The sequence below is a fragment of the Mesorhizobium sp. M8A.F.Ca.ET.161.01.1.1 genome (assembly GCF_004792105.1).
Taxonomy (GTDB): Bacteria; Pseudomonadota; Alphaproteobacteria; order Rhizobiales; family Rhizobiaceae; genus Mesorhizobium.
In genome coordinates this window covers 97,947-124,913 of sequence record NZ_SRTD01000003.1, presented here as the reverse complement: position 1 = coordinate 124,913, position 26,967 = coordinate 97,947, and the positions used below count along the sequence as shown (strand labels likewise).

General features: G+C 64.7%; 32 protein-coding genes, 1 tRNA gene and 1 pseudogene. 16 read left to right on the top strand and 18 right to left on the bottom strand.

Annotated elements, in window-relative coordinates; all coding sequences use genetic code 11:
* Positions 1-458: KUP/HAK/KT family potassium transporter (locus EN804_RS09280; RefSeq protein WP_189602122.1), on the top strand; the 458-nt coding region annotated here is incomplete at its 5' end.
* Between the two features lie 37 nt (positions 459-495).
* Positions 496-1,536 carry an aldehyde reductase gene (locus EN804_RS09275; RefSeq protein WP_135919234.1) on the top strand — a complete coding sequence of 347 codons (1,041 nt, stop codon included), beginning with the start codon at positions 496-498 and terminating at the stop codon, positions 1,534-1,536.
* 34 nt (positions 1,537-1,570) lie between these two features.
* Here EN804_RS09275 and EN804_RS09270 read toward each other — a convergent pair whose 3' ends face one another.
* Complete coding sequence (locus EN804_RS09270) at positions 1,571-2,461, bottom strand: SDR family oxidoreductase (protein WP_135881856.1); 891 nt, start codon at positions 2,459-2,461, stop codon at positions 1,571-1,573.
* 136 nt (positions 2,462-2,597) lie between these two features.
* On the opposite strand from EN804_RS09270, the gene EN804_RS09265 reads away from it, so the two are divergent.
* Positions 2,598-3,038: a helix-turn-helix domain-containing protein gene (locus tag EN804_RS09265; protein WP_135919233.1), complete on the top strand. Its 441-nt coding sequence runs from the start codon at positions 2,598-2,600 to the stop codon at positions 3,036-3,038.
* 20 nt (positions 3,039-3,058) lie between these two features.
* Positions 3,059-4,324 (top strand): NAD(P)/FAD-dependent oxidoreductase, encoded by a 1,266-nt coding sequence (locus EN804_RS09260; RefSeq protein ID WP_135919232.1) that lies wholly within the window; start codon positions 3,059-3,061, stop codon positions 4,322-4,324.
* Here the strand turns inward: EN804_RS09260 and EN804_RS09255 are convergent.
* Positions 4,272-5,009, bottom strand: coding sequence for a glutathione S-transferase family protein (locus tag EN804_RS09255; RefSeq protein ID WP_135919231.1), 738 nt, complete (start codon positions 5,007-5,009; stop codon positions 4,272-4,274). The two genes, EN804_RS09260 and EN804_RS09255, sit on opposite strands and share 53 nt — an antisense overlap.
* Before the next feature lie 100 nt (positions 5,010-5,109).
* On the opposite strand from EN804_RS09255, the gene EN804_RS09250 reads away from it, so the two are divergent.
* The 3 genes from EN804_RS09250 (at position 5,110) to ilvC (ending at position 7,429) form a co-directional block, all read left to right on the top strand.
* The gene (locus tag EN804_RS09250; RefSeq protein ID WP_127871738.1) at positions 5,110-5,568 is read left to right on the top strand and encodes a MarR family transcriptional regulator; all 459 of its coding nucleotides are present in this window, start codon (positions 5,110-5,112) and stop codon (positions 5,566-5,568) included.
* Positions 5,569-5,733: 165 nt separating this feature from the next.
* Positions 5,734-6,390, top strand: a complete 657-nt coding sequence (locus tag EN804_RS09245) for a TetR/AcrR family transcriptional regulator (protein ID WP_127279159.1) — start codon at positions 5,734-5,736, stop codon at positions 6,388-6,390.
* A gap of 19 nt (positions 6,391-6,409) precedes the next feature.
* Positions 6,410-7,429: a ketol-acid reductoisomerase gene (gene ilvC / locus EN804_RS09240; RefSeq protein ID WP_013531065.1), complete on the top strand. Its 1,020-nt coding sequence runs from the start codon at positions 6,410-6,412 to the stop codon at positions 7,427-7,429.
* 165 nt (positions 7,430-7,594) lie between these two features.
* Here ilvC and EN804_RS09235 read toward each other — a convergent pair whose 3' ends face one another.
* Positions 7,595-8,182 carry a BA14K family protein gene (locus EN804_RS09235; RefSeq protein WP_127279160.1) on the bottom strand — a complete coding sequence of 196 codons (588 nt, stop codon included), beginning with the start codon at positions 8,180-8,182 and terminating at the stop codon, positions 7,595-7,597.
* Between the two features lie 190 nt (positions 8,183-8,372).
* On the opposite strand from EN804_RS09235, the gene EN804_RS09230 reads away from it, so the two are divergent.
* The 4 genes from EN804_RS09230 (at position 8,373) to EN804_RS09215 (ending at position 11,008) form a co-directional block, all read left to right on the top strand.
* Positions 8,373-9,485 carry an endonuclease/exonuclease/phosphatase family protein gene (locus tag EN804_RS09230; protein ID WP_135866529.1) on the top strand — a complete coding sequence of 371 codons (1,113 nt, stop codon included), beginning with the start codon at positions 8,373-8,375 and terminating at the stop codon, positions 9,483-9,485.
* 26 nt (positions 9,486-9,511) lie between these two features.
* Complete coding sequence (locus EN804_RS09225; protein WP_135919230.1) at positions 9,512-10,228, top strand: hypothetical protein; 717 nt, start codon at positions 9,512-9,514, stop codon at positions 10,226-10,228.
* Between the two features lie 103 nt (positions 10,229-10,331).
* Entirely contained in the window at positions 10,332-10,586 is a 255-nt protein-coding gene (locus EN804_RS09220) for a plasmid stabilization protein (protein ID WP_127280732.1), read from the top strand.
* A complete protein-coding gene (locus tag EN804_RS09215; RefSeq protein ID WP_135919229.1) occupies positions 10,583-11,008 on the top strand; it encodes a type II toxin-antitoxin system VapC family toxin in 426 nt (141 codons plus the stop codon). The genes EN804_RS09220 and EN804_RS09215 overlap by 4 nt, the downstream gene beginning before the upstream one ends.
* 74 nt (positions 11,009-11,082) lie before the next feature.
* Here the strand turns inward: EN804_RS09215 and EN804_RS09210 are convergent, their stop codons facing one another.
* The 4 genes from EN804_RS09210 to EN804_RS09195 all read right to left on the bottom strand — a co-directional run bounded on the left by EN804_RS09210 (position 11,083) and on the right by EN804_RS09195 (position 14,677).
* Positions 11,083-11,322 carry a hypothetical protein gene (locus EN804_RS09210; protein WP_127280734.1) on the bottom strand — a complete coding sequence of 80 codons (240 nt, stop codon included), beginning with the start codon at positions 11,320-11,322 and terminating at the stop codon, positions 11,083-11,085.
* Positions 11,323-11,451: 129 nt separating this feature from the next.
* On the bottom strand, positions 11,452-12,669 hold the full coding sequence (locus tag EN804_RS09205) for an ABC transporter permease (protein WP_135919228.1): 1,218 nt from the start codon (positions 12,667-12,669) through the stop codon (positions 11,452-11,454).
* 3 nt (positions 12,670-12,672) lie between these two features.
* Positions 12,673-13,380 carry an ABC transporter ATP-binding protein gene (locus EN804_RS09200; RefSeq protein WP_127871606.1) on the bottom strand — a complete coding sequence of 236 codons (708 nt, stop codon included), beginning with the start codon at positions 13,378-13,380 and terminating at the stop codon, positions 12,673-12,675.
* Positions 13,381-13,384: 4 nt separating this feature from the next.
* On the bottom strand, positions 13,385-14,677 hold the full coding sequence (locus EN804_RS09195; RefSeq protein WP_135919227.1) for an efflux RND transporter periplasmic adaptor subunit: 1,293 nt from the start codon (positions 14,675-14,677) through the stop codon (positions 13,385-13,387).
* Positions 14,678-14,778: 101 nt separating this feature from the next.
* On the opposite strand from EN804_RS09195, the gene EN804_RS09190 reads away from it, so the two are divergent.
* Together EN804_RS09190 and EN804_RS09185 are read left to right on the top strand one after the other, a co-directional pair.
* Entirely contained in the window at positions 14,779-15,687 is a 909-nt protein-coding gene (locus tag EN804_RS09190; protein ID WP_135919226.1) for a PhzF family phenazine biosynthesis protein, read from the top strand.
* A gap of 106 nt (positions 15,688-15,793) precedes the next feature.
* A tRNA-Lys gene (locus tag EN804_RS09185) sits at positions 15,794-15,869 on the top strand.
* A 258-nt stretch (positions 15,870-16,127) separates the two neighbouring features.
* Here the strand turns inward: EN804_RS09185 and EN804_RS09180 are convergent.
* Positions 16,128-16,436 carry a hypothetical protein gene (locus tag EN804_RS09180; protein WP_135919225.1) on the bottom strand — a complete coding sequence of 103 codons (309 nt, stop codon included), beginning with the start codon at positions 16,434-16,436 and terminating at the stop codon, positions 16,128-16,130.
* A 438-nt stretch (positions 16,437-16,874) separates the two neighbouring features.
* Between EN804_RS09180 and EN804_RS09170 the strand changes: the two are divergent.
* Positions 16,875-17,225, top strand: a pseudogene (locus EN804_RS09170) (IS1 family transposase); the annotation flags it as partial.
* Between the two features lie 38 nt (positions 17,226-17,263).
* A complete protein-coding gene (locus tag EN804_RS09165; protein WP_135919224.1) occupies positions 17,264-17,551 on the top strand; it encodes a hypothetical protein in 288 nt (95 codons plus the stop codon).
* 68 nt (positions 17,552-17,619) lie between these two features.
* On the opposite strand, the gene cobT is transcribed toward EN804_RS09165, so the two are convergent.
* The 7 genes from cobT to cbiE are packed head-to-tail and all read right to left on the bottom strand — an operon-like array spanning position 17,620 to position 23,943.
* Positions 17,620-18,630 (bottom strand): nicotinate-nucleotide--dimethylbenzimidazole phosphoribosyltransferase, encoded by a 1,011-nt coding sequence (gene cobT, locus EN804_RS09160; RefSeq protein WP_127279491.1) that lies wholly within the window; start codon positions 18,628-18,630, stop codon positions 17,620-17,622.
* 37 nt (positions 18,631-18,667) lie between these two features.
* Positions 18,668-19,444, bottom strand: coding sequence for an adenosylcobinamide-GDP ribazoletransferase (cobS, locus tag EN804_RS09155; protein ID WP_135919223.1), 777 nt, complete (start codon positions 19,442-19,444; stop codon positions 18,668-18,670).
* Between the two features lie 3 nt (positions 19,445-19,447).
* A complete protein-coding gene (locus EN804_RS09150; protein WP_127871599.1) occupies positions 19,448-20,761 on the bottom strand; it encodes a cobyrinate a,c-diamide synthase in 1,314 nt (437 codons plus the stop codon).
* Positions 20,758-21,576 (bottom strand): uroporphyrinogen-III C-methyltransferase, encoded by an 819-nt coding sequence (cobA, locus tag EN804_RS09145; RefSeq protein ID WP_135919222.1) that lies wholly within the window; start codon positions 21,574-21,576, stop codon positions 20,758-20,760. Before cobA ends, EN804_RS09150 begins: the two co-directional genes overlap by 4 nt.
* The gene (cobM, locus tag EN804_RS09140) at positions 21,573-22,337 is read right to left on the bottom strand and encodes a precorrin-4 C(11)-methyltransferase (protein WP_135919221.1); all 765 of its coding nucleotides are present in this window, start codon (positions 22,335-22,337) and stop codon (positions 21,573-21,575) included. Before cobM ends, cobA begins: the two co-directional genes overlap by 4 nt.
* The gene (locus tag EN804_RS09135) at positions 22,334-22,720 is read right to left on the bottom strand and encodes a cobalamin biosynthesis protein (RefSeq protein WP_127280202.1); all 387 of its coding nucleotides are present in this window, start codon (positions 22,718-22,720) and stop codon (positions 22,334-22,336) included. The genes cobM and EN804_RS09135 overlap by 4 nt, the downstream gene beginning before the upstream one ends.
* Positions 22,717-23,943: a precorrin-6y C5,15-methyltransferase (decarboxylating) subunit CbiE gene (cbiE, locus tag EN804_RS09130; RefSeq protein WP_135919220.1), complete on the bottom strand. Its 1,227-nt coding sequence runs from the start codon at positions 23,941-23,943 to the stop codon at positions 22,717-22,719. The genes EN804_RS09135 and cbiE overlap by 4 nt, the downstream gene beginning before the upstream one ends.
* Positions 23,944-24,097: 154 nt before the next feature.
* On the opposite strand from cbiE, the gene EN804_RS09125 reads away from it, so the two are divergent.
* Positions 24,098-24,856 carry a cobalt-precorrin-6A reductase gene (locus tag EN804_RS09125; RefSeq protein WP_135866560.1) on the top strand — a complete coding sequence of 253 codons (759 nt, stop codon included), beginning with the start codon at positions 24,098-24,100 and terminating at the stop codon, positions 24,854-24,856.
* Here the strand turns inward: EN804_RS09125 and EN804_RS09120 are convergent.
* The 3 genes from EN804_RS09120 to EN804_RS09110 are packed head-to-tail and all read right to left on the bottom strand — an operon-like array spanning position 24,820 to position 26,962.
* Positions 24,820-25,584 carry a precorrin-3B C(17)-methyltransferase gene (locus tag EN804_RS09120; RefSeq protein WP_127280969.1) on the bottom strand — a complete coding sequence of 255 codons (765 nt, stop codon included), beginning with the start codon at positions 25,582-25,584 and terminating at the stop codon, positions 24,820-24,822. The two genes, EN804_RS09125 and EN804_RS09120, sit on opposite strands and share 37 nt — an antisense overlap.
* Positions 25,581-26,333 carry a precorrin-2 C(20)-methyltransferase gene (locus tag EN804_RS09115; protein ID WP_127280970.1) on the bottom strand — a complete coding sequence of 251 codons (753 nt, stop codon included), beginning with the start codon at positions 26,331-26,333 and terminating at the stop codon, positions 25,581-25,583. The genes EN804_RS09120 and EN804_RS09115 overlap by 4 nt, the downstream gene beginning before the upstream one ends.
* Positions 26,330-26,962, bottom strand: a complete 633-nt coding sequence (locus EN804_RS09110) for a precorrin-8X methylmutase (RefSeq protein ID WP_127871593.1) — start codon at positions 26,960-26,962, stop codon at positions 26,330-26,332. Before EN804_RS09110 ends, EN804_RS09115 begins: the two co-directional genes overlap by 4 nt.
* Between the last annotated feature and the right edge of the window lie 5 nt (positions 26,963-26,967).

Below are 26,967 nucleotides of genomic sequence, written 5' to 3'. Positions count from 1 at the left end.
AGCTGGTCTCGGGCACCGCCGTGTTCCTAACCAGCGATCCCTTGAGCGCACCGACCGCGCTGATGCACAGCCTGAAGCATTACAAGGTGCTGCACGAGCAGAACGTCATCCTCTCGGTGGTCACCGCTCCTCAGCCGGTGGTGCCCGACAGCGACCGGGTCAAGATGGAGACGGTCAACGAGCTGTTCATGCGGGTGACGCTGACCTTCGGCTACATGGAGCAGCCCAACATTCCGCGCGCGCTGGCGATCTGCCGCAAGCAAGGCTGGAAGTTCGACATCATGACGACGTCCTTCTTCCTGTCGCGGCGCTCGCTGAAGGCCTCGCCCAATTCCGGCATGCCGATGTGGCAGGACAGGCTGTTCATCGGCCTAGCGCGCACGGCGGCCGACGCCACCGAATATTTCCAGATTCCAACCGGACGTGTGGTAGAAATCGGTACGCAGGTGGCGATCTGACGAGGTCGATCGCCTCGGCCTGAACGGGGAGGCGGGGATGAGCGGCGAATTGGTGCTTGTCACCGGCGGGTCGGGGTTCCTCGGCGCTCACTGCATCCTTGCCCTGTTGAAGGCGGGCTATCGCGTGCGCACGACGCTGCGCTCCGCCAGGCGTGAAGCCGATGTTCTGGCCATGCTGAAGGTTGGTGGCGCCGAGCCCGGCGACCGGCTTTCCTTTGCCATTGCCGACCTCATGAGCGACGCCGGCTGGCCGCAAGCGGTTGCCGGCTGCGACTATGTCCTGCATGTCGCCTCGCCATTTCCCTTCGGCGTGCCGAAGCATGAAGATGACCTGATCATCCCGGCTCGCGAAGGCGCCTTGCGCGTGCTCAGGGCGGCGCGAGACGCAGGCGTCAAACGCGTCGTGCTGACCTCATCCTTCGCCGCTATCGGCTATGGCAAGATGCCGCCGGACGGCCGGCCCTTCACCGAAGAGAGCTGGACCGATCCGACGGCCAAGGTCAGCGCCTATGTGAAGTCGAAGACGCTCGCCGAACGCGCGGCCTGGGATTTCATCGCCGCCGAGGGTGGCAGCCTGGAGCTGGCAGTCGTCAATCCGGTCGGCATTTTCGGGCCTGTCCTGGGGGCCGACCATTCGACCTCCACCGCATTCGTCCAGCGCATGATGAACGGTGCCATGCCGGGGCTGCCGCGCCTGTCCTTCGGTGTGGTCGACGCGCGCGACGTGGCCGACCTGCATGTGCGCGCCATGACCAATCCCGCTGCCAAGGGCGAGCGGTTTCTGGCCGTAGCCGGCGATTTCATGACCGTGCGGGAGATCGCGCAGGCCGTGAAGACGCGGCTCGGCGCGGCCGCCTCGCGTGTCTCGACGCGGGAGCTTCCCGATTGGCTGGTGCGGGTGGTGGGGTTGTTCAACGCGGAAGCCGCGCAGCTGGTGACGGAACTCGGCAAGGTCAAGAACGCCACCAACGCCAAGGCGGTGCGCATGCTCGGCTGGGCGCCGCGCTCGCGCGAGGATGCCCTGGCCGCCACGGGAGCAAGCCTGGTTCGGCTTGGGCTGGTCAAGACCCCGAAATAGCGCGGCGGGACAAAGCCTTCCCGCCGCGCGGGTTTCAGCCGGCCAGCGCGGCCTTGTTGGCCTCGAGGAACTGCTTCAGCGGGACCGACTTCCGGCCTGAAAGGGTCTCCACCGCGTCCGTTACCATGCCAAGGTCGCCAGCGCGTGTGGCGGCATCGAAGGACACCAGAAGCTTGGCGATCGGCTCGGGAAGCCCGGCTGCCTTCATCCCCTCGGTCAGCGCTTCGTCAGAGAGCTGGACGACCTGGATCGGCTTGCCGGTGACTTCGGTGACCAGTGCGGCGACTTCGGCTGGTGTATAGGCCTTGGGGCCAGTCAGCGTGTAAGTCGTGCTTTCGGTGTCGTCCGAAGCCAGCCCCGCGGCTATGGCCGCGGCCAGATCGCTCCGCGCGCCGTAGGAAATGGCGCCGTCGGCCGCGGACGTATACCATTGGCCCGATGCGAGGATTTGCGGCATCGCCATGAACAGGTTCTCGTCGTACCAGCCATTGCGGAAGATCGTGTAGGGAATGCCGCTCGCCTTGATCGCCTGTTCCGTGTCGTAGTGGTCGGGCGCGAAGAGCACCGGCGACCCCGGCTCGGTGTTGGGCATCGAGGTGTAAAGCAGGTGGGCGATGCCCGCCTGCTTGGCTGCCGCGACCGCGGCGAGCTGCTGTTCGCGGCGCTTTCCCTGGATCGCCAGCTCATTGGTCGAAATGATGAGCGCCCGGTCGGCGCCGGCGAAGGCTTTGGCAAGCGAGGCCTGATCGTCGAAGTCGGCCGCGCGAACAGTGACGCCGCGCGCTGACAGGTCGGCAAGATTGGCGGGCGTGCGGGTCGTGGCGATGATCCGGGCCGCCGGTATCTCCAACGTGTCCAGCAGATGGTTGATGACGCTGCGGCCGAGCTGGCCGGACGCGCCGGTGACGAGAAGAGTTGCGGTCATGGGGGGATCCTGACTTTGCGCCGGAAGGGCGGTTCGAGTGGTGGTCTCAAAAAGAGACCAGCACTAAAATAGGAATTGACCCGATGCCGTAAAGAAGGCAGTTTTTGGGGAGGTAGGCACAGGCAAGGAACCAACCATGGACAGCCGAACCGTCAATCTGAGATCCAAACTCGAAGTCTACAAAGCGATGACCGACGGCGGAAATATTGCCGATTGCCCGGTCCGCGACGTCATCCAGGGGCTCAATGGCAAATGGAGTTCGCTGTTGACGGCGGCCCTGGCCGAGCAGCCCTATCGCTTCGGCGAACTGCGGCGGCTGGTTCCCGACATTTCGCAGCGCATGCTGACCCAGACGCTCTACGATCTGCAGCGCGACGGCTATGTGCGTCGCGAAGTGTTCCCGACCAAGCCGCCGAGTGTGGAATACAGCCTGACCGACCTTGGGCGCTCGATGTTCGACGCTTTGCAGTATTTGTTGCAGTGGGCCGAAAACAACCATGACGCGGTGCGCGACGCGCGCACTGCCTTCGACGCGCCAGGCTTGAACAACCGGACAGTGGGCGGCGCGGCGACTTGATTTCGCCCGGCCGCTGAAGGATTGTCCGGCCAGTTCGGCTTGGGGGCATCGGCATTTCCTACGACATTGCAATTGCAGGCGCCGGTCCGGCAGGGCTGGCCATGGCGCTTTACCTCAAGCGCGCCGGCCACAGGGTCACCGTCTTCGAACGCTTCGAGGAGCCCAGGCCGGTCGGCTCCGGGCTGATCCTGCAGCCGACCGGGCTGACGGTGCTGGCCGATCTCGGCCTGCTCGATGATATCATGGCACTTGGCGCCCGGATCGACCGGCTGCATGGCGCCGATGCTTCGACCGGCCGCACCGTGCTCGATGTCCGCTACGACGCCCAGCAGGGCGGCCGCTTCGGCCTGGCGGTGCACCGGGCTGCCCTGTTCGGCGTGCTCTTCCGTGCGGCGCAACGCGAGGCGCTTCCCATCGAGACCGGCGTCGAAATCGAGGCTCTGGAGACCGGCGAACGGGCGACGCTGATCCGCAGCGGCGGGCGAAGGGCAGGTCCGTTCGATCTGGTCGTCGATGCCAGCGGCGCACGCTCGAAACTGCGGCAATGCGCCGGCAATGCCGCGGCACCACGACCACTCACCTATGGCGCGTTCTGGGCATCGCTGGATTGGCGAGGCGAGGGCTTTGACGAGCACGCGCTCTTGCAGCGCTACGACAAGGCCAGCGTGATGATCGGCGTGCTGCCGATCGGCCGGCCGGAACCCGATGCCGAAAGGATGGCGGCTTTCTTCTGGAGCCTGAAACCGGCGGATGCCGATGCCGTGCGCAACCTCGGCATCGATGCCTGGAAGGAGCGGGTGTTGCGGCTGTGGCCGCAGGCCGAGGCGTTCACCGGCCAGATCGACAGTTTCGACCAGCTCTCGCTGGCCCGCTACGGCCACCATACGATGAAATTTCCGGCTGGCCGGCGGCTGGCCGTGATCGGCGACGCCGCGCATTCGACCAGCCCACAGCTTGGCCAGGGCGCCAACATGGCGCTCCTCGACGCCGCCGCGCTCAGCCATGCGCTGGCGCGAGCGGACGGCGTGGAGGCAGCGCTGGAAGCCTATGCGAGAGCGCGGCGCTGGCATGTGCGGGCCTTCCAGGCACTGTCGCTGGCATTCACGCCCTTCTACCAGTCGGATTCGGCGGCGCTGCCCTTCATCCGCGACAGGCTGGTGGCGACGATCGCCAAAATCCCGCCGGCGCCGCGGTTTCTCGCCTCGATGGTGGCCGGCACGGTGATCGATCCGTTCAGGCGGGCAGGGCTTGCCGAAGCGCGGTGGCCGGATCGCCTTGCCGAATGAGACTCGATAGGAAAGACCCCTTCGCCCGCAGGAAAGCATGCAGGCGCTGCGGATAGTCAGGCGCCACGGCTTGCCTGATCGACGGACGGCCGCTCAACGCCTTGCGCCAGGCCTGGACAAGCGGCTTGCCTTCCAGGATGCCGAAATCGCCGATCCGGTCGAAGGCGTCGAGGTAGCGAAAGACCGGACCGTAAACGGCATCGACGAGGGAAAAGCGGCTGCCAGCGAACCATGGCCCGCGCCGCGGGGTATCGTCCGCGAGTTCAGCCTCGAGGCGGCCAAACATCGCCGACAGCGCACTAGACTCGGCGAGGAAGCCGGCCTCACTCGGCGCTGAATAGAAACGACCGATGGCGTTGAGGATGGCCGAGCCGTATTCGATCCAAGCCCGGTGCCGGGCACGAGCGTAGGGATCGGCAGGGTGGAGGGGATTGGCCTGTGTCTCCTCGAGGAATTCGAGGATGACCGCCGATTCGAAGATTATCGTCTCGTTGCCAGCTTGCCGCACGCGCAGCAGCGGCACCTTGCCGAGTGGCGAGATCGCCTTGAACCAGTCCGGCTTGTCGGCGAGGTCGATGTCGACGCGCTCGAACGGCACGCCCTTCTCGGCCAGCGAGATCGCGGCGCGCTGGACATAGGGGCAAAGGGGGTGGCTGACGAGAATGAGGGTGTCGGGATGTTGCATGGGATGTGCCTCTCAATATCGATGCAGTTGCATCTATGTAGATGCATGTGCATTGATCGTCAAGCTTGATGCAATTGCATCTATCTCTTATGGTGCGGCCATGACAGAGACAGCCATGCCTTCGCCTGAAGCCATCAAGGTCTGGGCCCGCCTGATGCGGGTGTCGCGCCAATTGATGGAACGCGCCGAGGACGCTCTGAAGGAGGGCGGCCTGCCGCCGCTCGCATGGTATGACGTGCTACACGAGCTTGCCGAGGCCGGCGAGGGCGGTTTGCGGCCGTTTCAATTGATCGAGCGCACCTTGTTTGCGCAATACAACATCTCGCGGCTGTTGGCGCGGCTCGAGGCCGACGGGCTGGTCGAGAAACTGCCGGTGGCCGATGACGGCCGTGGGCAAACCATCCGCGTCACGGCCACGGGACGTGAGACGCGCCGCCGGATGTGGGCGGTCTACGGGCGCTCGATCGCGGACCTGGTTGGCGCCAAACTGTCAACCGTTGAGCTGAACACGGTCTCGGCGATGCTCGGCCGGCTGCGCGATCCGCCTGTGGACCATTGAGGTTGGACCAGTACTGAGCGGCTGTTGCGCACCGTCGCCTTTTGCCGCCAAATATTTCTACTTTTTCCCCTTGCGTCGGATGGCGGATCGCGCAATATGCCGAACCGTAACGTACGGTACGCTGTTGTTTGACGACGAACTGTACCCTTCGAACAGGAACCGAACGTGTTGCAGGCCAACGCCGACATCGACAACAGCCAGACGCTGACGGAGCGGCAGCAGGCCGTCCTGGACGCGGCGCTGCGGCTGCTGGTCGAGGAGGGCGACAACCTGACCATGACTGCCGTGGCGCGACGCGCCAGCTGTTCCAAGGAAACCCTCTACAAATGGTTCGGCGACCGCGACGGGCTTTTGACGGCAACCGTGCAGTGGCAGGCCTCCAAGGTCCGGGTGGCTCCGGTCGATGGCAAGGGGCTTGACCTTGCCTCGCTGGCGGCGAGCCTAGAGCGTTTCGCTTCCGATTGGCTGAGAGTGATCTCCAGCGACACCTCGATTGCGCTCAACCGTGTCGCGGTCGGCCATGCCGGGTCGGGCAAGGACAATCTCGGCGCCGTCGTGCTGGAGAATGGGCGCTTTGCCTTGGCCAAGCGGCTGAAGCCGGTGCTTGAGGCCGGCCGGCAGGCGGGACTCCTTGAATTTTCGGATGCCGAGATGGCGTTCCGTACCTTTTTCGGACTGGTTGGCCGGGATGTGCAGATCCGTCTGCTCCTCGGTGACCGGCTGGAATTGACTGAGGCGGCGATCGGCGGCGATGCCATCCGCGCGACGCAGCAGTTTCTCGCTCTTTTCGGAGCAACAAACGGCCGCAAGGCCTCTTCATAAAAACGGGAAGGAAGTAAAAATGCGCGTCTATTACGATCGTGATGCCGATCTCAACCTGATCAAGGGCAAGAAGGTCGCCATCATCGGCTATGGCAGCCAGGGCAGGGCGCATGCGCTCAACCTCAAGGATTCCGGCGCCAAGGAAATCGCCATAGGCCTCAAGGCCGGCTCGGCGACCGCCAAGAAGGTCGAGGCTGACGGGCTCAAGGTGATGAGCGTCGCCGACGCCGCCAAATGGGCCGATCTGATGATGATGGCGACGCCAGACGAATTGCAGGCCGACATCTACAAGAACGAGATCGCGCCGAACATCCGCGACGGTGCCGCGATCGCCTTCGCGCACGGCCTCAACGTGCATTTCGGGCTGATCGAGCCGAAGTCGACCGTCGACGTGGTCATGATCGCGCCGAAAGGTCCCGGCCACACGGTGCGCGGCGAATACCAGAAGGGCGGCGGCGTGCCGTGCCTGGTCGCCGTCAACCAGGACGCCTCGGGCAACGCGCTCGACCTCGCTCTCTCCTATGCCTGCGGCGTCGGCGGCGGCCGTTCGGGCATCATCGAGACCAATTTCCGCGAAGAATGCGAGACCGACCTGTTCGGCGAGCAGGTCGTGCTGTGCGGGGGCCTGGTCGAACTGATCCGCGCCGGCTTCGAGACGCTGGTGGAAGCCGGTTACGCGCCGGAAATGGCCTATTTCGAGTGCCTGCACGAGGTCAAGCTGATCGTCGACCTGATCTATGAAGGCGGCATCGCCAACATGAACTACTCGATCTCCAACACCGCCGAATGGGGCGAATATGTCTCGGGTCCGCGCATCATCACCGCCGAGACCAAGGCCGAGATGAAGCGCGTGCTGAAGGACATCCAGACGGGGAAATTCACCTCGGAATGGATGCAGGAATACCGCGCCGGCATGTCGCGCTTCAAGGGCATCCGCCGCAACAACGACAGCCACCAGATCGAGGAAGTCGGCGCCAAGCTGCGCGCGATGATGCCTTGGATTTCGAAGAACAAGCTGGTGGACAAGGCCAAGAATTGAGCGAAATCTATCCGCTCGAAGCCCCTCCAACTCTTGGTTTTTACGCAATTCCGGATGGAAAACCGCTACGCACTTTTCTGGAATTGCTCTGACTTCGAACGGTCAAAAACCAAAAACGGCGCCACGTGGCGCCGTTTTTCATTTCTGGTGTCAGCCGCAGGCAGCTCAACTATAGGGCGACCAGCACTGCTGGCGCGGCCCGTTATAGGGCTGGAACGTGTTGTCATAAGCGCGGTACGACCGGTAGCGGTTGTAGCACCACCGGACATGGGCGCTCGAAAGCCGTCCCGCGCGGTAGTAGCGGCGTGGCGCCGGCGCATAGTAGTCGTAGTTGTTATAGTTGTTGTACATGCTGCCAAGGCCGAGACCCAGGCCAAGGCCGAGGATCGCGGCGGCGCCATCGTCGTAGTAGCCGCCGTGATAGTAGCGGCGGCCATGGCGCCAGCGCCAGTCGTCGCCGCGGTTCCAGTTGCCGCCACCATTCCAGTGACGGCCGCTCCAGTTGCCTCCGCCATTCCAGTGGCGGCCGTTCCAGTTCCCCGACCGGCGCCATCTCCAATCGTTGTTGAAACTCCGGTTGTTGCCGCCGGCCCAGCCTTCGCGGACCGGGGTAACCGTTGGCGCGGCGGTGCTGGCCGGGATCGACACATCCGGCTGTAGGATCGGCCCGGCAGCGGACGGCGCCGTGACGCCGGAGACAATACCAAGCGCTATCAGCCCGGATTTGACAGTGGAAGAAAAAAGCGCGTTCATTGCACTTCTCCAAGAGAACAGGCCCACGCCCTACCCAGGGGAATGGGACCACTGTGGATCTTTGCGTCTGAACGGCGGATGAACGGAAAGGTTCCGTCAACCATGGCGCGAACGCCGTCAGGACCAAACGATCCCTGCTTGTGGTCTTGCGATCTTGTCTTCCGCCGCTCTTGCAGGCAAAGGTCAGCGCATGTCGCTGCGCCTTGCCACCTTCAATGTCGAGAACCTGATGAATAGGTTCGACTTTTCCGGCTATCGCAACCAACTCAACGAGGACCGGACACTGGCGCTGTTCGATATCCAGAGCGAGGCCGAATACAGGATGCTGGAACAGGCGCGCGCCATCGCGCAATCCGATGACACGCGCCAGCTGACGGCGCTGGCCATCGCCGCCACCCGCGCCGACATCATCTGCATGCAGGAGGTCGACAACATCGAAGCGCTGAAGGCGTTCGAGTACGGCTATCTGTTCAAGATGGTGGGGCAGGGCTACCGCCAGAAATACACCACGTCGGGCAATGATTCGCGCGGCATCGATGTCGCGATAATGATGCGCAACGAGACTGCGCAGGGACAGCCGATCGAATTCGTGCGCATGACCAGCCACGCCTATGTCACCTACGAGCAGTTCGGCTTGCACACGCCGGAACTCGCGGCGCTTGGCAACCAGGCCAATGAACGCATCTTCCGGCGCGACTGCCTGGAAGTCGACATCAAGGTGGGCGGCGCGCCGATAACGCTCTATCTCGTGCACTTCAAGTCGATGGGGTCGCCCCGCAACGGGCTCGACGGACGCGAGGCGACAATGCCGGTGCGCATCGCCGAGGCGCAGGCCGTGCGGCGCATCATCGAGGAGCGCTTCGGTGGGGATCACGCTGCCGACAAGCGCTGGGCGATCTGTGGCGACATGAACGATTACCGCCAGCGCGTGAAGATCGCCGGCGATGAGGTCGACGGCTACCGTTTCGAGGTGGTCGACGAGAACCTGTCCTGCATCAACGTGCTGACAGCAGGCGGCTTCTGCGAAAACGTGGTCGAGCGGCGGCCGGAAATGAACCGCTGGACCTTCTATCACACACGCGGACCCGAGGAGCGGCATTTGTGCCAGCTCGACTATATCCTGCTTTCCAGGGGACTGGCGGCCAAGAACGCCACCGCCGTTCCCGACATCATCCGCAACGGCCAGCCCTGGCGCACGATCTTCCCCGCGGGCCAGGAAGTCGAGCGCTTCCCGCGAGCCGGCTGGGATCGGCCCAAGGCCTCGGACCATTGCCCGGTGGCGATCACGCTGGACATGGCCTGATGGGCAGGATCGGGACCTGAGCCGACATGAGCTTCGATCTTCCGCGCAATGTCATCCTGCCGGTCGATGCCATCGTCGTCCGTCTCGATCCCGGCCCGCATCCCTTCGCGGTGGATAATGCCGAGGCGATCGCCAAGAATTGGCAGAGCGAGATCGCGGCCAATCCGGCGCTGTTTGACGGCACGGTGGTTCTGCTTTCGGAACTCGCCTATCGCGACCGCAGCCTCATTGGCCGCTGTCATGCGATCAACTACTCGACCTTCATGCTTTGGCGCAAACGACGGGAGAATTCCGGCGCCGAGCACGCCTATGGGCACGCCATGCTGGTGGCCGGGGACAACGCTCTGGTGGCGATCCGCATGGGACGACACACAGTGGGTGCCGGGAGCGTCTATTTCGCCGCGGGCTCGTTCGAGCCGACCGATTTCCGCGACGGTCTCGTCGATGTCGATTTCAACATGATCCGCGAGGTGCGCGAGGAGACCGGCCTCGACCTGTCGGATGCCAGGCGCGGTGTGCGCTGGCACGCCCTGTCGACGACAAGCGGCACGGTCATCTTCCGCCGCTATCATGTCGATGAGGCGGCTGACGAGATCGCATCGCGCATCCGCGCCTTCGTCGCCTCCGAAGCCGATCCGGAGATCGAGGGGCCAGTGATCATCCGCCATGCCGGCGACCTGCCGGACGGTCTGTCGCCGCATATGAAGCCGCTGATCGAGTGGCATTTTGCGAACGAGGGCTAAATCTCCTTGCATGCGCCTTACGGAGAAGCGTCGAGAGATTGCGTTGTGATATCAAACTTGATAAAATGCTATCAAAGATGTCACTATAAGTATGTTGCTATCGATGAGCGCTGTCACCATCCGCAATTTGCCAGAGGAAACGCTCCGCGCCTTGAAGGTGCGGGCGGCCCACCACGGCCGCAGCACTGAGGCCGAAATGCGAGAGATCCTGGAAACGGCCGTGCGGCCGGCCAATCGGGTCAAACTCGGCTCGCTGCTCGCCGCCATCGGTCGCGAGGCCGGATTGTCGCAAGAGGATGTCGATACCTTGCAAAGGCTCCGCGACAAGACACCGGGCGAGCCGGTACGGTTCGAATGATCCTCATCGATACCAATGTAATTTCCGAACCGTGGAAACCCGCGCCTGATCCGCGCGTCATCGCGTGGATCGACGCTCAGGCCGTTGAAACCCTGTATCTTTCGGCCGTCACCGTGGCCGAGCTGCGTTTCGGTGTCGCGGCGATGCCTGCCGGCAAGCGCCGCACGATCCTGCAGGATCGTCTGGAGCAGGACGCGCTGCCGCTGTTTGCTGGCCGTATTCTGCCCTTCGATCTCGATGCGTCGCGCGCCTATGCCATCCTCATGGTGCAGGCGAGGGCCGCGGGCAAGGCCATCGGCAACGCGGATGGTTACATCGCCGCCACAGCCGCTGCGCACGGCCTCACGGTCGCCACCCGCGATACCAGCCCGTTCGCGGCCGGCGGGTTGAATACCGTCAATCCGTGGGAAGCAGCGTTGTAACCGTGCCTGCCACTCGAAACCGCACGTTGTCGCCGCGGTCGGGATGAATGATCCGGGGAGAGGCGGACAGGGCTCTATGATGTCTTGCTCGTGAGTGCCTTGCGTTCGTTGCGCGCGGCGATGAAAAACAGAATGAAGCCGACGCCCAGCAACCCGCCCATCGCCATACCCATGGTCTGGCCGACGACCGCTTGGAAATCCGGTTTGACGCGATCGGGGTTGGTCATCCCGTAATCGGCGAGATACCACCAGATCCCTGCCAGGACAGCTTCGATAATCACCATGGTCAGGATCACGCGCGCCTTCTTGCTCATCAGCTGCTCCTCGACCAGAAATGCCTTGGCATAACATCGCCGACACAGTGACGACAGGGGCAGGGCGGAAACGTCCAAGGTTGCGCAAAAACCGGCGCGGCGTGCCGGGCGCCTTTGCAGCTTGCTCCCTTACTCGTGCCTTAGCGCGTCGATCGGATCGAGCCTGGCGCCGCGCAGGGCCGGGAAGAAGCCGAACACCACGCCGATCAGGGCGGAGAAGCCGACTGCGAGCAGGATCACCGCGGGGCTTGGCGCAAAGGGTATGGTCAAGGTCACGGAGGCGAGGCCGGCCAGCGCCAGCCCGATCAGGATGCCGATGATGCCGCCGAGCAGCGACAGCACGGTCGCCTCGACCAGGAACTGGATGAGGATGTGCTTTTCATGCGCGCCGATGGCGAGCCTGATGCCGATCTCGCGCGTTCGCTCGGTGACGGACACCAGCATGATGTTCATGATGCCGATGCCGCCGACCAGCAGACTGACGCCGGCGACCGCGCCAAGCATGCCGGTCATGGTGGTGGTGGCGCTGGCCATGGCATCGGCGATCTGGGTCATGTCGCGGATGGCGAAATCGCTTTCGCGGTCGGGGGTCATATGGCGCGCATCGCGCAAAATGTCCTCGACGCGCGGCTGCAATTCGGTGGTCGGCGTGCGGTCGTCGGCGGCGATGTAGATGTTGTCGATGTCGCGGTTGCCGGCGATGCGGCGCTGATAGGCGGCGAGCGGCATCAGCACGACATTGTCCTGGTCCTGGCCGAAGCCGGTATAGCCCTTGGGCTCGAGCAGGCCGACGATCTTGCAGGAGGTGCGGTTGACGCGGATGATCTCGCCCTCGGGATCGCCGGCGCCGAAGAATTGCTGGCGCACCGTTTCGCCGATCAGGCACACGCCGGTGCCCGACCGGGTTTCGGAATCGCTGAACGGGCGGCCCGAGACCAGTTTCCAGTCGCGTGCGTCGAGATAGGCGCTGTCGGTGCCGGTGACGCCAGAGGTCAGGCTTTCGGTGCCGAAGATGACGCGCACCTGCTTCTGCGATGACGGCGATATGGCGCGCGCGCCGGTGAGATGCGCAACCAGCGCCGCCAGGTCCTTTTCGGCCAGCGGCCGCACCGCCTGGTCGAGCCCGCCCGGACCGCCGGGGCCGGCCGGGCGCCCGGCACGCACGACCAGCAGATTGCTGCCGAGCTTGGAAATGTCGGCCTTGACCTTCTGCGTGGTACCGGAGCCGATGGTCAGCATGGCAATGACGGCGGCAACGCCGATGACGATGCCGAGTAAGGTCAGGAACGAGCGCAGCACGTTGCGGCGGATCGAGCGCAGCGACAGGCGTACGGTTTCCCAGATCATGGCCTATGCCACTTCCAGGTTCATGGAATCGGAGGCCACGTGGCCGTCGAGGAAGCGGATGGTGCGCTCGGCGTATTCGGCGACATCGGCCTCGTGCGTAACCATGGCGATGGTCAGGCCAAGCTCCCTGTTCAGCCGCGTCAGCAGCTCCATGATCTCATGCGTGCGCGCGGTGTCGAGATTGCCGGTCGGCTCGTCGGCGACGAGCAGTGTCGGCCTGGTGACGATGGCGCGGGCGATCGCCACGCGCTGCTGCTGGCCGCCGGAAAGTTCGGCCGGCGTGTGGTGCTCGCGGCCGACGAGGCCGACCTCGGCCAGCGCCTGCATGGCGAGGTCGCGGCGCTCGCGGGCAGCGACGCCGCGATAGATCAGCGGCAGTTCGACGTTCTCCGCCGCCGTGGTGCGGGCCAGGAGATTGTAGCCCTGGAAGACAAAGCCGACATAGAGGTTGCGCAGCATGGCGCGGCGGTTGCGGTCGAGCCGGCCGGCATCGACGCCCATAAAGGAATAGGTTCCGGCCGTCGGCGTGTCGAGGCAACCGATGATATTCATCGCCGTCGACTTGCCGGAGCCGGACGGACCCATGATGGCGACGAATTCGCCGCGCTTGATGGCAAGGTCGACGCCGGCCAGCGCATGCACCTTGGCTTCGCCCTGGCCGTAGCTCTTCCAGACCTTGTCGAAGGTGATGAGGGCGGCACCGGCGGCCATGGCCTCAGCTCCGCGACTGCGAGGCGGTGATCACCTGCGCGCCTTCCTCCAGGCCGGAGGTGATCTCGGTCAGCTCGCCGTCGGTGGAGCCGATCTTGACGTTGACCGGATGCGGCCGCCCGTTATCCAGCACATAGAGCGTGCGGGAACCATCGGTCGGTGCCTTCGCGGCCTGGCGCTGGCGGTTGCCGCCGGGGCGACCCATGCGGCCGGTGAATAGGTCGCTCAAGCTCCAGCCGCGTGCCGCTTGCTGCGCCGGGCGGTAGCGGAAGGCGGAAGAAGGCACGGTGAGCACGTCCTTGGCCTGCCGCGTGACCACCGCAACGGTGGCGGTCATGCCGGGCCGCAACAGAAGTTCGCCGTTGTCGACCTCGAGCCGTGCATTGTAGGTGACGACGCCATCCGTCGTGACCGAGGCATAGGAGATGTCGCGAATTTCGGCATCGAACGGCCGGTCGGGGAAGGCGTCGACGGTGAAGCGGGCATGCTGGCCCGACTTGACCGCGCCGATGTCGGCTTCGTCGACCGCGGCCACCAACTCCATGTTTCTGAGATCGGCGGCGATGACGAACAGCACCGGCGCCTGCAGCGAGGAAGCGACCGTCTGGCCGGGGTCGACCGAACGGGTCAATACGATGCCGTCGATCGGCGCGTAGATGGTGCTCTTGGCAAGGTCGGTCTGCTGCGCCTTGAGGTCGGCCTGGGCGATGGCGAGATTGGCTTGCGCACTGTCGAGCGCCGCCTTGGCGCGGTCGCGGGTCGCGGTTGCCGCTTCGAGCGACTGGTCGGTCGCCATGCCGCGTTTTGTCAAGGCCGCTGCGCGTACCAGCGCGCTTTCGTTCTCGGCCAGCGTCACCGTGGCGTCTTCGACATTGGCTGCGGCGCCCTTGGCGGATGCCTCAGCGCGTTCGATCTGGACCTCGAGTTTCACCGTATCAAGCGTCGCCAGCACGTCGCCCTTCTTGACCTGCTGGTTCTCCTCGGCGGAGACCGAGCGGATGATGCCGGACAATTCGCTGGAAATGTCGACTTGGGTGAGCGGCTGCAGCGTGCCCGTCGCCGACACCTGGACGGTGAGGTCGGCCTTGGCGGCCGGCACTGTCGTATAGTCGATCCTGGTCGGCGTGCCGGCATACCATTGATAGCCGGCAAAAGCCGCGACGAGGACGATCAGGGTCAGCAGCGCGTAGAGCCAACCGCGGCGGCGCGTCCTGCGCCGGCCGGCGTGGTCGAGCCCCAGCGCCTTCTCGATGGCGGAATCCGATTCCGTCTTTGGCAGATTGACAATCTGGTCCACCTCGGACCCCTATGATGCGCAATGTCCCTATCTGTGCACAGATCAGGCTTACCGGTTCAAATATCAAATTAAATTTCGCCCATGTTGGGATTGAGGCAGGAATGCAAACCCGGAATTACTTGCTTTACGATGTGTTCACGACCGAGCGACTGGCCGGCAACCCGCTGGCGGTGGTGTTGGATTGCAAAGGTCTGGACACCGCCGCGATGCAAGCCATCGCGCGCGAGTTCAACCTGTCCGAATCGGTTTTCGTGCTGCCGCCGGACAATCCCAAGCACCGAAACCGCATCCGCATCTTCACGCCCGACTATGAAATGCCGTTCGCGGGCCACCCGACGGTGGGCTCGGCCATTGCGCTGGCGGAATTGGCCGGTGAGGACGGTGCCGGCATCTTCGTGCTGGAGGAAAATATCGGACCGGTGCGTTGCGCCGTGAGCCAGCACGATGGCGCCACCTTCGCCGAATTCGACCTGGCCAAGCTGCCGGAGCCGCTGAAGCTCGAAGCCGATCCGGTGGCGATCGGCGCGGCGCTTGGCCTGGCACCGCATGAAATCGGCTTCGAGAATCACCGTGTCGCCTTCTGGTCGGCGGGCGTGCCCTACGTGACCATTCCGGTCGCCAATATCGAGGCGGCGGGCCGGATCCGGCTGGACAATCAGGCGTGGTCGGAACTGGCGCCGCGCAAGAGCGAATGGGCCTTTGCCAGCCCCTATGTCTATTGCCGCGAGACGGTAAACCACGAAAGCGCTTTCCACGTGCGCATGATCGTGCCGGGCACGCCGTCCTATGAAGACCCGGCGACGGGTTCGGCGGCGGCGGCCTTCGCCGGCGCCATCATGCATTTCGACGCTCCGACCGACGGGGTTTCGCAATTGTGGATCGAACAGGGACTGGAGATGGGGCGGCCATCGCGCATCCGCCTCGAATTGACCGTGCAGGGCGGAAAACTGGCCTCCGCGCGCATTGGCGGCAATGCGATCAAAGTCGCGGAAGGCAAGCTTTTCCTCTGATCGCCTCCGGGCTTTGTCGATTTGTCGGGAAATGATTCCGGCAGGGCTGGACAGGATCGGTATCGGCGGCTATATGGCCGCCAACGCCGGTTTTTACCGGCCGAGTGGGTGCGTAGCTCAGTTGGTAGAGCAGCTGACTCTTAATCAGCGGGTCCACAGTTCAATCCTGTGCGCACCCACCAAAAATCTAACAAAATCAATTTGTTGGACGAGGTGAGGGACCCTGACGGATGCAGGCGGAAGTCGGTATCCGCGCTATGTCTGAATATTTTGGGCAGCATCGAAGTTGCGTCCTGGTTTCTTTCCCGCTCAATCCGACCAAAAAGCCCCCGTCGGCCTCTCCGGAAATTCAAAGCTTGCGAAACCCATCCGCCTCTAAATCAAAGAGATGGAGCATGATGTCGTCCGAAAACCGCGTCACACTTGTTCGGCATCATGCTCTAGATGCGCGTCATGCCATGCCCCCGGCTGCCAAAATGTCGCGCTGGCGGTCGGTCGGTGCTTGCCCCTTGATCTGGTCCACGGCCCACTTCGATGATTCCCACCAGCGCGTGAACAAACTCAACCATATCGTTTGCCGTGATGGCTGCCTTGTCGGGGTTTTGCCCGATGTGCTCGGCTGCTTCGCAGCATGCGCGGCGGATGAGATCGTAGTGTACATCCCTTTCATCCTCCGGCAACGCCGCCAACTTCATGGCTCGGCTATGAATCAACCGTAGCAATAGTTCGAGAGCTGCTCCGACACTCATGCGTTTGCTCCGCATTGGTCGAGCGTCCCGGCGCTTGAGGGCGCGCGTTTGGAACGTCCGATGAGGAGGCGTTTCCCATCCCCTTATGGAAGGCTGCATCACAGCCGTTAATATATTCTTTCTTGCTAATATGCGTCCTTGGAGCCTGCAGAAGGGCCGAGCGCGCCCGTGCCTTCTCTTGCTGTCGAAATTTCAGTCGGTTCGAGCAAGGACATCGCGCCCCCCTGTTTCGGGGTCTTCGAAAATTTAGGTAGTGGGTCAGTTTGAAATTCCGCCCCGATCACAATAGGCGCTTTCGCCTACGCTCTGTCTGGAAAATAGGCTGAAGCGCATGCCATCTTCAAGCCATGACAGAGAAGCACCCAAAGCGCCCGCGCGATCCTAACCAGTTGGCGAAGTCGATTGTCTCGCTCGCCACCGGCGAGGCTGAAGATAAGAAGCCGCTCGCCTGGCGCACGCAAAGAGACGGTCGAAGGCAATCCCGATCCTAAGCACGTCAGCACGTCATTTGCCGAGCGCCAGAACCTCACCATGCGGATGCACATGCGCCGCTTCACCCGCCTGACCAATGGCTTTTCCAAAAAGGTTGAAGCTCACGCTAATGCGGTCGCTCTGCACTTCATGTATTACAATTTCGTCCGCATCCATAAGACGCTGCGCGTCACCCCGGCGATGGCCGCTGGCGTGACTGACAAGCTTTGGGAGATCGGTGATATTGTCGCGTTGATTGAAGCGAAAGAAGCCGAGAAGCCAATGGCTCGCGGGGCTTATCGAAAGAAACTTAATTGAGACAGCGAACGTTCAGCGACAGTCAAATCGAAGAGTTTATGCATCTGCATCTGACCAAATACCCAGATGCCGTTGAACGTATGCATTTCGTCATGAAGCATCCGTTTCGGGATAATGACGAGCAAATGTCCAGAACCAGGCGGGAGATTTTGAACACCGCGAAACACCTAGCGTTCTTTCACGCCCATGCGCAGGAAATACCCAAGGATCGCCTCGCGAAGGTCGCTGATCCATATTATCACGCGCGCCACGACATCCTATCCGATGTGATCGCCCATGTCGCTGCCATGCTGGGCCCTATAGGTTCCTATGAGATCGAGGAATGATGCTCGCAATTTCAAACTGACCCACTACCAAAATTTATGAGGGTTTGTACCTCAAGGCGATCCGCGCATTACTTCTCCGACACGCCGGCCTCGGCAAAGCTCGCCATTCTCGCATGGCATTCCAGCGCCGAGCGCACGATGTTGACGGCCAGGCACGCGCCTGAGCCTTCGCCGAGCCGCATGCCGAGATCAAGCAGCGGCGGCAGGGCGAGCGCTTCGAGCAGGCCGCGATGGCCCGATTCGGCCGAGACGTGGGCGGCGATGGTGTGAGCGAGGCCGGTCGGGTGCAGCTTCGCCAGGGGTGCCGCGGCAGCGGTGCAGACGAAGCCGTCGAGCAGTACGGGTATGCCCAGATGCCGTGCGGCCAGCGTCGCGCCAAAGATCGCGGCGAGTTCGCGTCCGCCAAGGCTGGCCGCGATCCCCAGCGGATCGGCAAGGGCGGCGGCGTGGCGCTTCAGGCCGGCTTCGATGGCGACCACCTTGCGCTTCAGGCCGGCATCGTCGACGCCGGTGCCGCGTCCAGTCCATTTTTCCGCGCCGCCGCCGAACAGGGCAGCCGAGATGGCGGCGGCCGGCGTGGTGTTGCCGATGCCCATTTCGCCAAAGCAGACGAGATCGATGTCCTTGGTGACCGCGTCATAACCGGCGGAAACCGCGGCGAGAAAGGCTTTCTCATCCATCGCCGATGTCTGCGTGAAGTCGCCAGTGGGCTGGTCGAGGTCGAGCGGGATGACGTCGAGTTCGGCGCCGGCGATGCGGGCCAACTGGTTGATGGCGGCACCGCCGCCGGCGAAATTCGCCACCATTTGAACGGTGACTTCGGAAGGGTAGGCCGACACGCCCTGCGCGGTGACGCCGTGGTTGCCGGCGAAGACGAAGACTTTCACGCGGTCGAGCTTGGGCATATCGCGGCCCTGCCAGCGCGCCAGCCAGGCGGCGATGGTTTCCAGCCGGCCGAGGCTGCCTTGCGGCTTGGTCAGCGTGTCCTGACGGCGGGCAACGGCATCGGCCGCCGTCTCGCTGCCGGCGGGCAGATTAAGGCAGGCAGCGCGCAGTTCATCGAGGGATTTGAAGGGCATGGGGGCAAGGTCTCCAGAAGGGAATCAGGTCAAGGGATCAGGAAAGGGCGACGGAAGCGACGAGAAGCACCGCGATTTCGCTCACCTGCTGCAAGGCGCCGATCGTATCGCCGGTCTGGCCATCGATCTGGTTGAGGCAAAGAGCGTGGAAAGCGGCAAACAGCAGGCCAAGCAGGACGAGCGCGGCGATGGCGCCGCCGGGGCCAAGCAACAGCAAAGGGATCGCGCCGAGCACGCCGCCGGCTATGGCGGTGCCGAGCGATACCGTGCCGGCGTCGGCCGACAGGCCGTCGGATCGTGCCGGCGGCAAGAGGTGCATGAAGGCGCCGAGCACGCCACGCGAGGCCGCATGCGCGGCCACCAGAGCGAAGAGGGCTTGCGTGGGATCGGGGAGTTCCGACAGCGTGCTCCAGCGGGTCAGCAGCGCCAGCGCCAGCGCCATCGCACCATAGGCGCCGATGCGGCTGTCGCGCATGATCTCGAGCTTGCGTCCGCGCGACTTGCCGCCACCGAAGCCATCGGCGACGTCGGAGAGGCCATCCTCGTGCAGGCAGCCGGTGGTGAGCACGGTTGCAACAAGGGCCAGGGCGGCTGATGGCCCAATGGCAAGGCCAAAGCGTTCCGCAGTGGCAAAGACGATCGCGCCGATCAAGCCGACGGCAAGGCCGGCGATCGGAGCGGCCCAGATCGCGGCGGCGAGGCTGCGGCCACGAAAATCGAGCACGGGCAGCGGCAGGCGCGTGAAGAAGACCAGGCAGAGCGCGATGTCATCGAGGACTTGCCGAGGCGACAGGGTGATTCTTGGGAGCTTCATGGCCTAGCTCTTCGCAATCGCATGAAAGAAGGTGCCGCTGACATGGCCGCGCCGGTAGCCGGAAGCGCCGAGCGGATTGCCCTGGCCGTCGGCGAGGTCGGCCAGCGGCTCGTCATTGCCGGCGGCCGTCATCTGCGCATAGTGGAATTCGTGACCTCGGATCAGCGCACCTTGCGGCCCCAGCGGACAGTCGGCGCGCAGCCGCGCCTCGCGGTAGCCGAGATTCATCTTGCGCCTGGCGAAGCTGGTGGAATGGCCGAGCAGGCCGAGCATGCGATGCGTCTCGCCGCCAGCATCCTCCAGCGCTTCACCAAGAACCATGAAACCACCGCACTCGCCATGGACCGGCTTCTTCGCGGCGAAACGCGCCATTCCCGCATGGAAATTCATTGCGGCTGCGAGTGTGCCGGCGTGAAGCTCGGGGTAGCCGCCGGGCAGCCAGCAGACATCACAATCCTCGTCGGGCGCTTGGTCGGCGAGCGGCGAGAACGGAACGATTTCCGCGCCGGCCTTGCGCCAACAGGCGGCGACATGCGGATAAAGGAAGCTGAAGGCGGCGTCCTCTGCCAGCGCGATGCGTTGGCCGGGCGGCCGCAGCGCGTCGGCAAAGTCGCCAACTGCCGGGGCGAGGGGTGTTGCCAGCGCCATGATCGCATCGAGGTCGAGCGACTTCTCGGCCATGTCGGCGAGCCGATCGAGATGCGCCACCAGGTCGTCATATTCGCCGGCCTGGACGAGGCCGAGATGGCGTTCGGGCAAATTGAGCGTGGGATCGCGCAGGATGGCGCCGACGACGGGCAGTCCGATCGCCTCGATGGCGTCGCCGGAGAGCCGACGGTGGCGCTCGCTACCCAGCCGGTTCAGCACCACGCCCGCCATGTGCACATCCGGATCGTAGGTGGCAAAGCCCTTGGCGACGGCCGCCGCCGTGGTCGACTGGCCCGACACGTCGAGCACCAGCAGCACCGGCAGGCCGTAAAGCCGCGCCAGATCGGCGGCCGAACCGGTGCGCCCCTGCGCGGCCGGGATGCCGTCGAACAGACCCATGGCGCTTTCGAGGATGACGAAATCGGCATCGTCGGCCGCCTGTGCGGCCAGCGCATTGAGCAGCGACGGCGACATCGCCCAGCTGTCGAGATTGACGCCGGACAGGCCGGTGGCGGCGGTGTGGAAGCCGGGATCGATATAGTCAGGGCCGGATTTGGCGCCGCGCACCTTCAGGCCGCGCCGGGTCAGCGCGCGCAAGATGCCGATGGTAACGCTGGTCTTGCCAGAACCGGAGCGTGGCGCGCCGATGATGATCGCGCGCGCGGTCATGCTTGCCCTGCCAGTGCCGCGCGCATGGCGACGATGCCGCCGACGACGATCAATGCCGGTGAGGCAAGCCCGGCCGCCGCCGCTGCCTCGGCAATGGTGGCGAGCGTGGCGACGACGGTCCGCTCCTGCGGCGTCGTCGCGGCGACGATCACGGCCGCCGGCGTCGATGGCGCAAGCCCGCCGTCGAGCAGGGCTGCCGCTATGACAGGCAGATTGGCCATGCCCATATAGACGACGACCGGCTGGCCGGTACGGGCGATTGCCGCCCAGTCGATGTCGTCATCGGTGCCGGCGGCGTGGCCGGTCGCCAAAATGACAGCCTTGTTGATGCCGCGCATGGTGGCCGGGATACCGGTGGCCGCCAATGCGCTGAGGCCCGATGTCAGGCCCGGCAGCACACGGAATGGGATGTTTTCGCGCGCCAGTGCCAGCGCCTCCTCGCCGCCACGGCCGAAAATATAAGGGTCGCCGCCCTTCAGCCTGACGACGCGGCGGCCTTCACGCGCCAGCCGCACCAGCAGGGCGGTGATGTCATCCTGCTTCATCGAAGGTTGGCCGCCGCGTTTTCCCGCAAAGAAAAGCTCGGCGTTTCCGGCAACCGAGACCACGTCAGGCGAAACCAGCGCGTCGTAGACCAGTGCGTCCGCTTCGGCCAGTGCCGCCAGCACTTCCAGCGTCAAGCAACCCGGGTCGCCGGGGCCGGCGCCGGCCAGCCAGACATGGCCGGGCTCGAGCCGACGCGGCTTGAAGTTCAGACGCGCGAGCGCCTGTTCGAGCGTGGCGTTTTCGCCTTTGTTTTTGGTGCTGCCGCTCACAATCCGTCCCGTCCGCGAAAACGCCGCTGATAATGGGCGTCGTACAATGAACTCTCGCCAAAGCCTTCCGCCGCCAGCGAGCGGCCGACGAAGATAAGCGCCGTACGCTCCATCGGATCGGCGGCGAGCTTTGCCTCGATGGTCTCCAACGTGCCGGTCAGCACGCGCTCGTCCGGCCAGGAGGCGCGGAAGACGATCGCGACCGGGCAATCGCCGCCATAGTGCGGTGTCAGTTCGGCGACGACGCGGTCGATGGCATGGATGGCAAGATGAATGGCCAGCGTGGCGCCGGTGCGGCCGAAAGCGGCCAGCGTTTCGCCAGGCGGCATTTTAGAGGCGCGGCCGGAAACGCGGGTCAGCACCAGGCTTTGCGCGACTTCGGGAATGGTCAGCTCGCGGCGAAGTGCGGCGGCCGCCGCCGCGAAGGAAGGGACGCCCGGCGTCAGCGTGTAGGGGATGCCATGCTTTTCCAGCCGGCGGATCTGCTCGGCAACCGCGCTCCACACCGACAGGTCGCCGGAGTGCAGACGGGCAACGTCATGGCCGGCCTTGTGGGCCGCCACATATTCAGCCTCGATCTCGTCGAGCGACATCGGCGCGGTGTCGATCAGCTTCGTTCCCGGCGCGCAATGCTGCAGCAATTCCGGCGCGACGATGGAGCCGGCATGGAGGCAGACCGGGCAACTCGCCAAGAGCCTTGCGCCACGCAGCGTGATGAGGTCGGCGGCACCGGGACCGGCGCCGATGAAATGGACGGTCATTCGGCGTCTCCGCTGATGGCGATGGCGCAGGTGACCGCGCCGAGCACCGTGCGCGGACCAAGCAGGCTGGCGCCTTTGCCGGCGACGGCAAGGGCCGACGCTTCGGAAACCGATGGTGTGCCGGCCAGGTCCCGCGAGAGGCTGGAGCTGCTGAGCGTCCGTGGCGAGGCTGCCTGGAGAGCTGCGTCATCGACGATGATGACCGGAAGGTTCAGCGCGCGGCCGGCGGCAGCGATCGCGTCTTCATCCTTCTTGAGCGCCGCGGTGGCCAGGGCCGAAAGAGCCGACATCGCCAGCCCATGCGCTTCGAGCGCGGTTTCTATCGCCGCGAGCACGTCCTCGACGGTGACGCCTTTTCGGCTGCCGATGCCCGCGACCATCATGGCTTGACCCAGCTCCATTGCGTGACAGGCATGGCCGGCCGCCACGCCTGCATCGAGCCGACAGGCGAAGCGCGGGAAATGCCTAACCTGACAAGATCGCCGCCGCGCCTAGTGTGCTGGGCGAGAAGCAGGGCTTCCATCTCCAGCGTCACCGCGTTGGCGACGAGACGGCCGCCTGCGCGCAGCGCCTTGATGGCGGCGTTCAAGACACCGGTGTCGCTGCCGCCGCCGCCGATGAAGATTGCATCGGGCGTCGCTAGTTTGGCCAGTGCCTTGGGCGCGCTGCCTTCCACAATGACGAGGCCGGGAACACCACAGGCAACGGCATTGTGGCCGATGCGGGCGGCGCGGGCCGGGTCGGCCTCGATGGCGATGGCGCGCAGCGAAGGGTGGGCGAGCATCCATTCGATGCCGATGGAGCCTGAGCCGGCGCCGATATCCCACAGCACTTCGCCGCGTCTCGGCGCCAGCGCCGACAGGGTGATGGCGCGGATTTCGCGTTTGGTGATCTGGCCGTCATGCTCGAACATATGATCGGCAAGGCCCGATGTGAGGGGCAGCACGCGCCCTTGCGGATTCGAATCAATCTCGATCGCCAGCACGTTGAGTGGATTGATGTTTTCCAGATTGAAGGCATCGGCACGCGCTGAGCGCAATGTCTCCTTCGGTCCGCCCAACGCCTCCAGCACCGTCAACCGTGAAGCGCCGAAGTCGAGCTCGGTGAGCAGGCGGGCAATTGCAGCGGGCGCGTCGCCATCCGACGTCAGCGCCAGGATGCGCGCGTTGGGCTGCAGCAGCGGGCGGATCAGGTCGACCGGGTGGCCGTGCAACGAGATGATCTCGATGTCCTGCAGCGCCCAGCCGAGCCGCGCCGCGGCCAGCGAAATCGCCGACGGAGCTGATATGACATGCATCTCCTGTGGCTGGACCTTGCGGGCGAGGGTGGCGCCGACACCGTGAAAGAACGGGTCGCCGGAGGCGAGCACACAGACATTCCTGCCGGTGAGCGCCAGGACATCGGCCATCCCGGCATCGAAAGGAACCGGCCAGGGGCATGGCTTACCCCTGGCGAAAGAAGCGACTAGCGCCAGGTGCCGCTTGCCACCGAAGATGAACTCCGCCTCGGCGATCCGACGCTTGGCCTCGTCGCCGAGACCCGCTAAACCGTCCTCGCCGATGCCGACTACCGTAAGCCATTTTGGCGTTGGCTGATTTTTTGACATGTCGCGCCGCCCCTCATCCGCCTGCCGGCACCTTCTCCCCGTATAGTGACGGGGAGAAGGGAGAAGCTCCGGCGCCGACGCCTCCCTCTCCCCGTCCTTCACGCGGAGAGGGTAAGGGTGAGGGGCAGCGCCGACGATGTTTGACATGGTGCCCATGAAGAAGATTCTGATCCTCGGCGGCACAACAGAAGCGCGCCAATTGGCCGGAAAACTGGTGGAGGATTTCCTCGTCACGCTTTCTCTGGCCGGCCGCACGGAAAGCCCGGTTGCGCAGGGCGTGCCGGTGCGAAGCGGTGGATTCGGCGGCGCCGATGGACTGGCCGCATATCTCAGGGAGACCGGCACTGGTCTGCTGATCGACGCCACGCATCCCTACGCGGCGCGGATCTCCGCCAATGCTGCAATGGCCGCGCGCAAGACCGGCGTGCCGATCCTTGCCTTGCGGCGCCCGGGGTGGGAGGCCGTAGAAGGCGACCGCTGGCTTGAGATCGATAGCGTTGCCGGCGCCGCGCGGGCGCTTGGCGATGTGCCGCGCCGCGTATTTCTGGCGCTTGGCCGGCAGGAGGTCGCCGCCTTCGAGGCAGCACCCCAGCACCACTATCTCATCCGCAGCGTCGATCCGGTCGAGCCGAAGCTGGTTGTGCCCGACGCCGACTATCTGCTGGCGCGGGGCCCGTTTCACGAGAGGGAAGAACGCGCTTTGCTCGAAAAGCATCACATAGGTGTCGTGGTGTCGAAGAACAGCGGTGGCGCGGCGACATACGGGAAGATTGCCGCGGCGCGAACGCTCGGCATCGAGGTGGTCATGGTGCGCAGGCCGGCCTTGCCGGAGGTGCCTTCGGCTGAAACCGTCGAAGCGCTGGCCGCCATGATCGATCATTTCGTCGAACCCGACGCCGAGCGCGGCGTGTAGACCAGCGCCGGTTTGTCGCCGCGCTTGATGATCCGGGTCTCCGGCGAACCGATGATGATGCAGGTCGCCATGTCGGCCTTTTCAGCGTCGACGTCGGCCAGCAGATAGACCTCGATGCGCTCGTCTGGCCGGCCCGCGGCACGGCCGAAGATCACCGGCGTCGTGCCGGGCAGGATGGCGGTCAGGCATTCGAAGGCGCGGCCAAGCTGCCAGGGACGCGCCTTGCTGATCGGGTTATAGAGCGCGATGACGAAGCCGGCGCCAGCCGCCGCCAGAAGACGCAGTTCGATCAAATCCCAAGGCTTCAGATTGTCGGACAGCGAAATGGCGCAGAAGTCGTGGCCGAGCGGCGCGCCGATGCGGGCGGCGACCGCCAGCATGGCGGTGACGCCAGGCACCACGGCGACATCGACCGCACGCCATTCGGCCGGACCGGCCTCGATCGCCTCGCAGACAGCGGCGGCCATAGCGAAGACGCCGGGATCGCCGCCGGACACCACGGCGACATCGTGGCCTTCGGCGGCCTTGGTCAGCGCGTCCTTGGAACGGGCGAGTTCCTCGCGATTGTCGGAAGCGACGCGGGTCTGGTCGGGGCGCAGATCAAGCCGGTCGAGATAAGGCTTGTAGCCGTAGAAGAATTTCGCCTCGGCGACAGCGCGGCTGGCTTGCGGCGTGACCTGGTCGGCATTGCCGGGGCCGAGGCCGATGACGGTGAGACGGCCGCTCATGCCTGCGCTCCAGTCGGGCGGCCGGACCAGCCGGCGACCAGCACGATGGCGAAGTAGGGCGCCTTGTCGTCCGGCTTGTCGGCAAGCCGCATCGAGACGCTGCCGGCCATGGTGCCGCGCTCGACATAGACGGCGCGCGTCAGCTTTCCGGTCGCTTCCAGTGCGCGCCGGATCTTGGGCAGGTTGCGGCCGACCTTCATGATGACGGCGGCGTCGGTGTCGGCGAGCCGGCGTGTCAGCTCGAACTCGCTCATCGTGCCGGGCAGCACGGTCAGCACGTCGTCGCCCTGGACGATCGGCACACCGGTCTGCGACCAGCAGCCGGACATGGCGGTGATGCCGGGAATGACTTCGGTCGGGAAACGATTGGCGAGACGGACGTGCAGGTGCATATAAGAGCCGTAGAACAGCGGGTCGCCTTCGGACAGCACGGCGACCATCCGGCCAGCATCTAGGTGCTCGGCGACCTTGTCGGCCGATTCCTCGTAGAAACCTGATATCTGCGAGCGGTAGTCGTCGTGATCCTTGTCGATTTCGGTGGTCACGGGATAGAGCAGCGGCAGTTCCAGCATGTCGGGCCGGAAGCGCGCTTCGACGATGGCGCGCGCATTGCTGTTGTTGCCGCGCTTGGCGAAATAGGCCACGACATCGGCCTCGGCCAAGGCTCGCGCGGCCTTCAGCGTCAACAATTCGGGGTCGCCGGGACCCGTGCCGACACCGACAAGCCTGCCTTTGGAAATCGCGTTCACAGACCAGGCCTCGCCAGCGAATTGAGCGCGGCGGCGGTCATGGCGCTGCCGCCGAGCCTGCCGCGCACGATGGCGTAGGGCACGCCATAGGAATTCTCGGCCAGCGCATCCTTGGATTCGGCGGCGCCGACAAAGCCGACTGGCATGCCGATGATGGCAGCTGGCTTCGGCGCGCCATCGCGCAGCTTCTCCAGGAGGTAGAAGAGCGCGGTCGGGGCATTGCCGATGGCGACAACCGAACCGGCCATGCGCTCGCCCCACAGGTCGATCGCGGCGGCCGAGCGGGTGTTGCCGATCTCCCTCGCGATGTCATGCGTGCGCGGGTCGCGCAAGGTGCAGATCACCTCATTGCCGGCCGGCAGCCGGGCGCGGGTGACGCCATGCGAGACCATCTCCGCGTCGCAGAAGATAGGCGCGCCCGCCGCCAGGGCTTTGCGGGCGGCGGTGACGAAATCGGGGGAGAAGACAAAATTCCTGGCGGCTTCGACCTGGCCGCAGGCATGGATCATGCGGATGGCGACATCGGCCTCGGCCTCCGAGAAGCGCGAGAGATCGGCCTCGGCGCGGATGATGGCGAAGGAACGCTCGTAGATCGCCGTGCCGTCGTGGATGTAGTCGTAGGCGGCCATGCTCA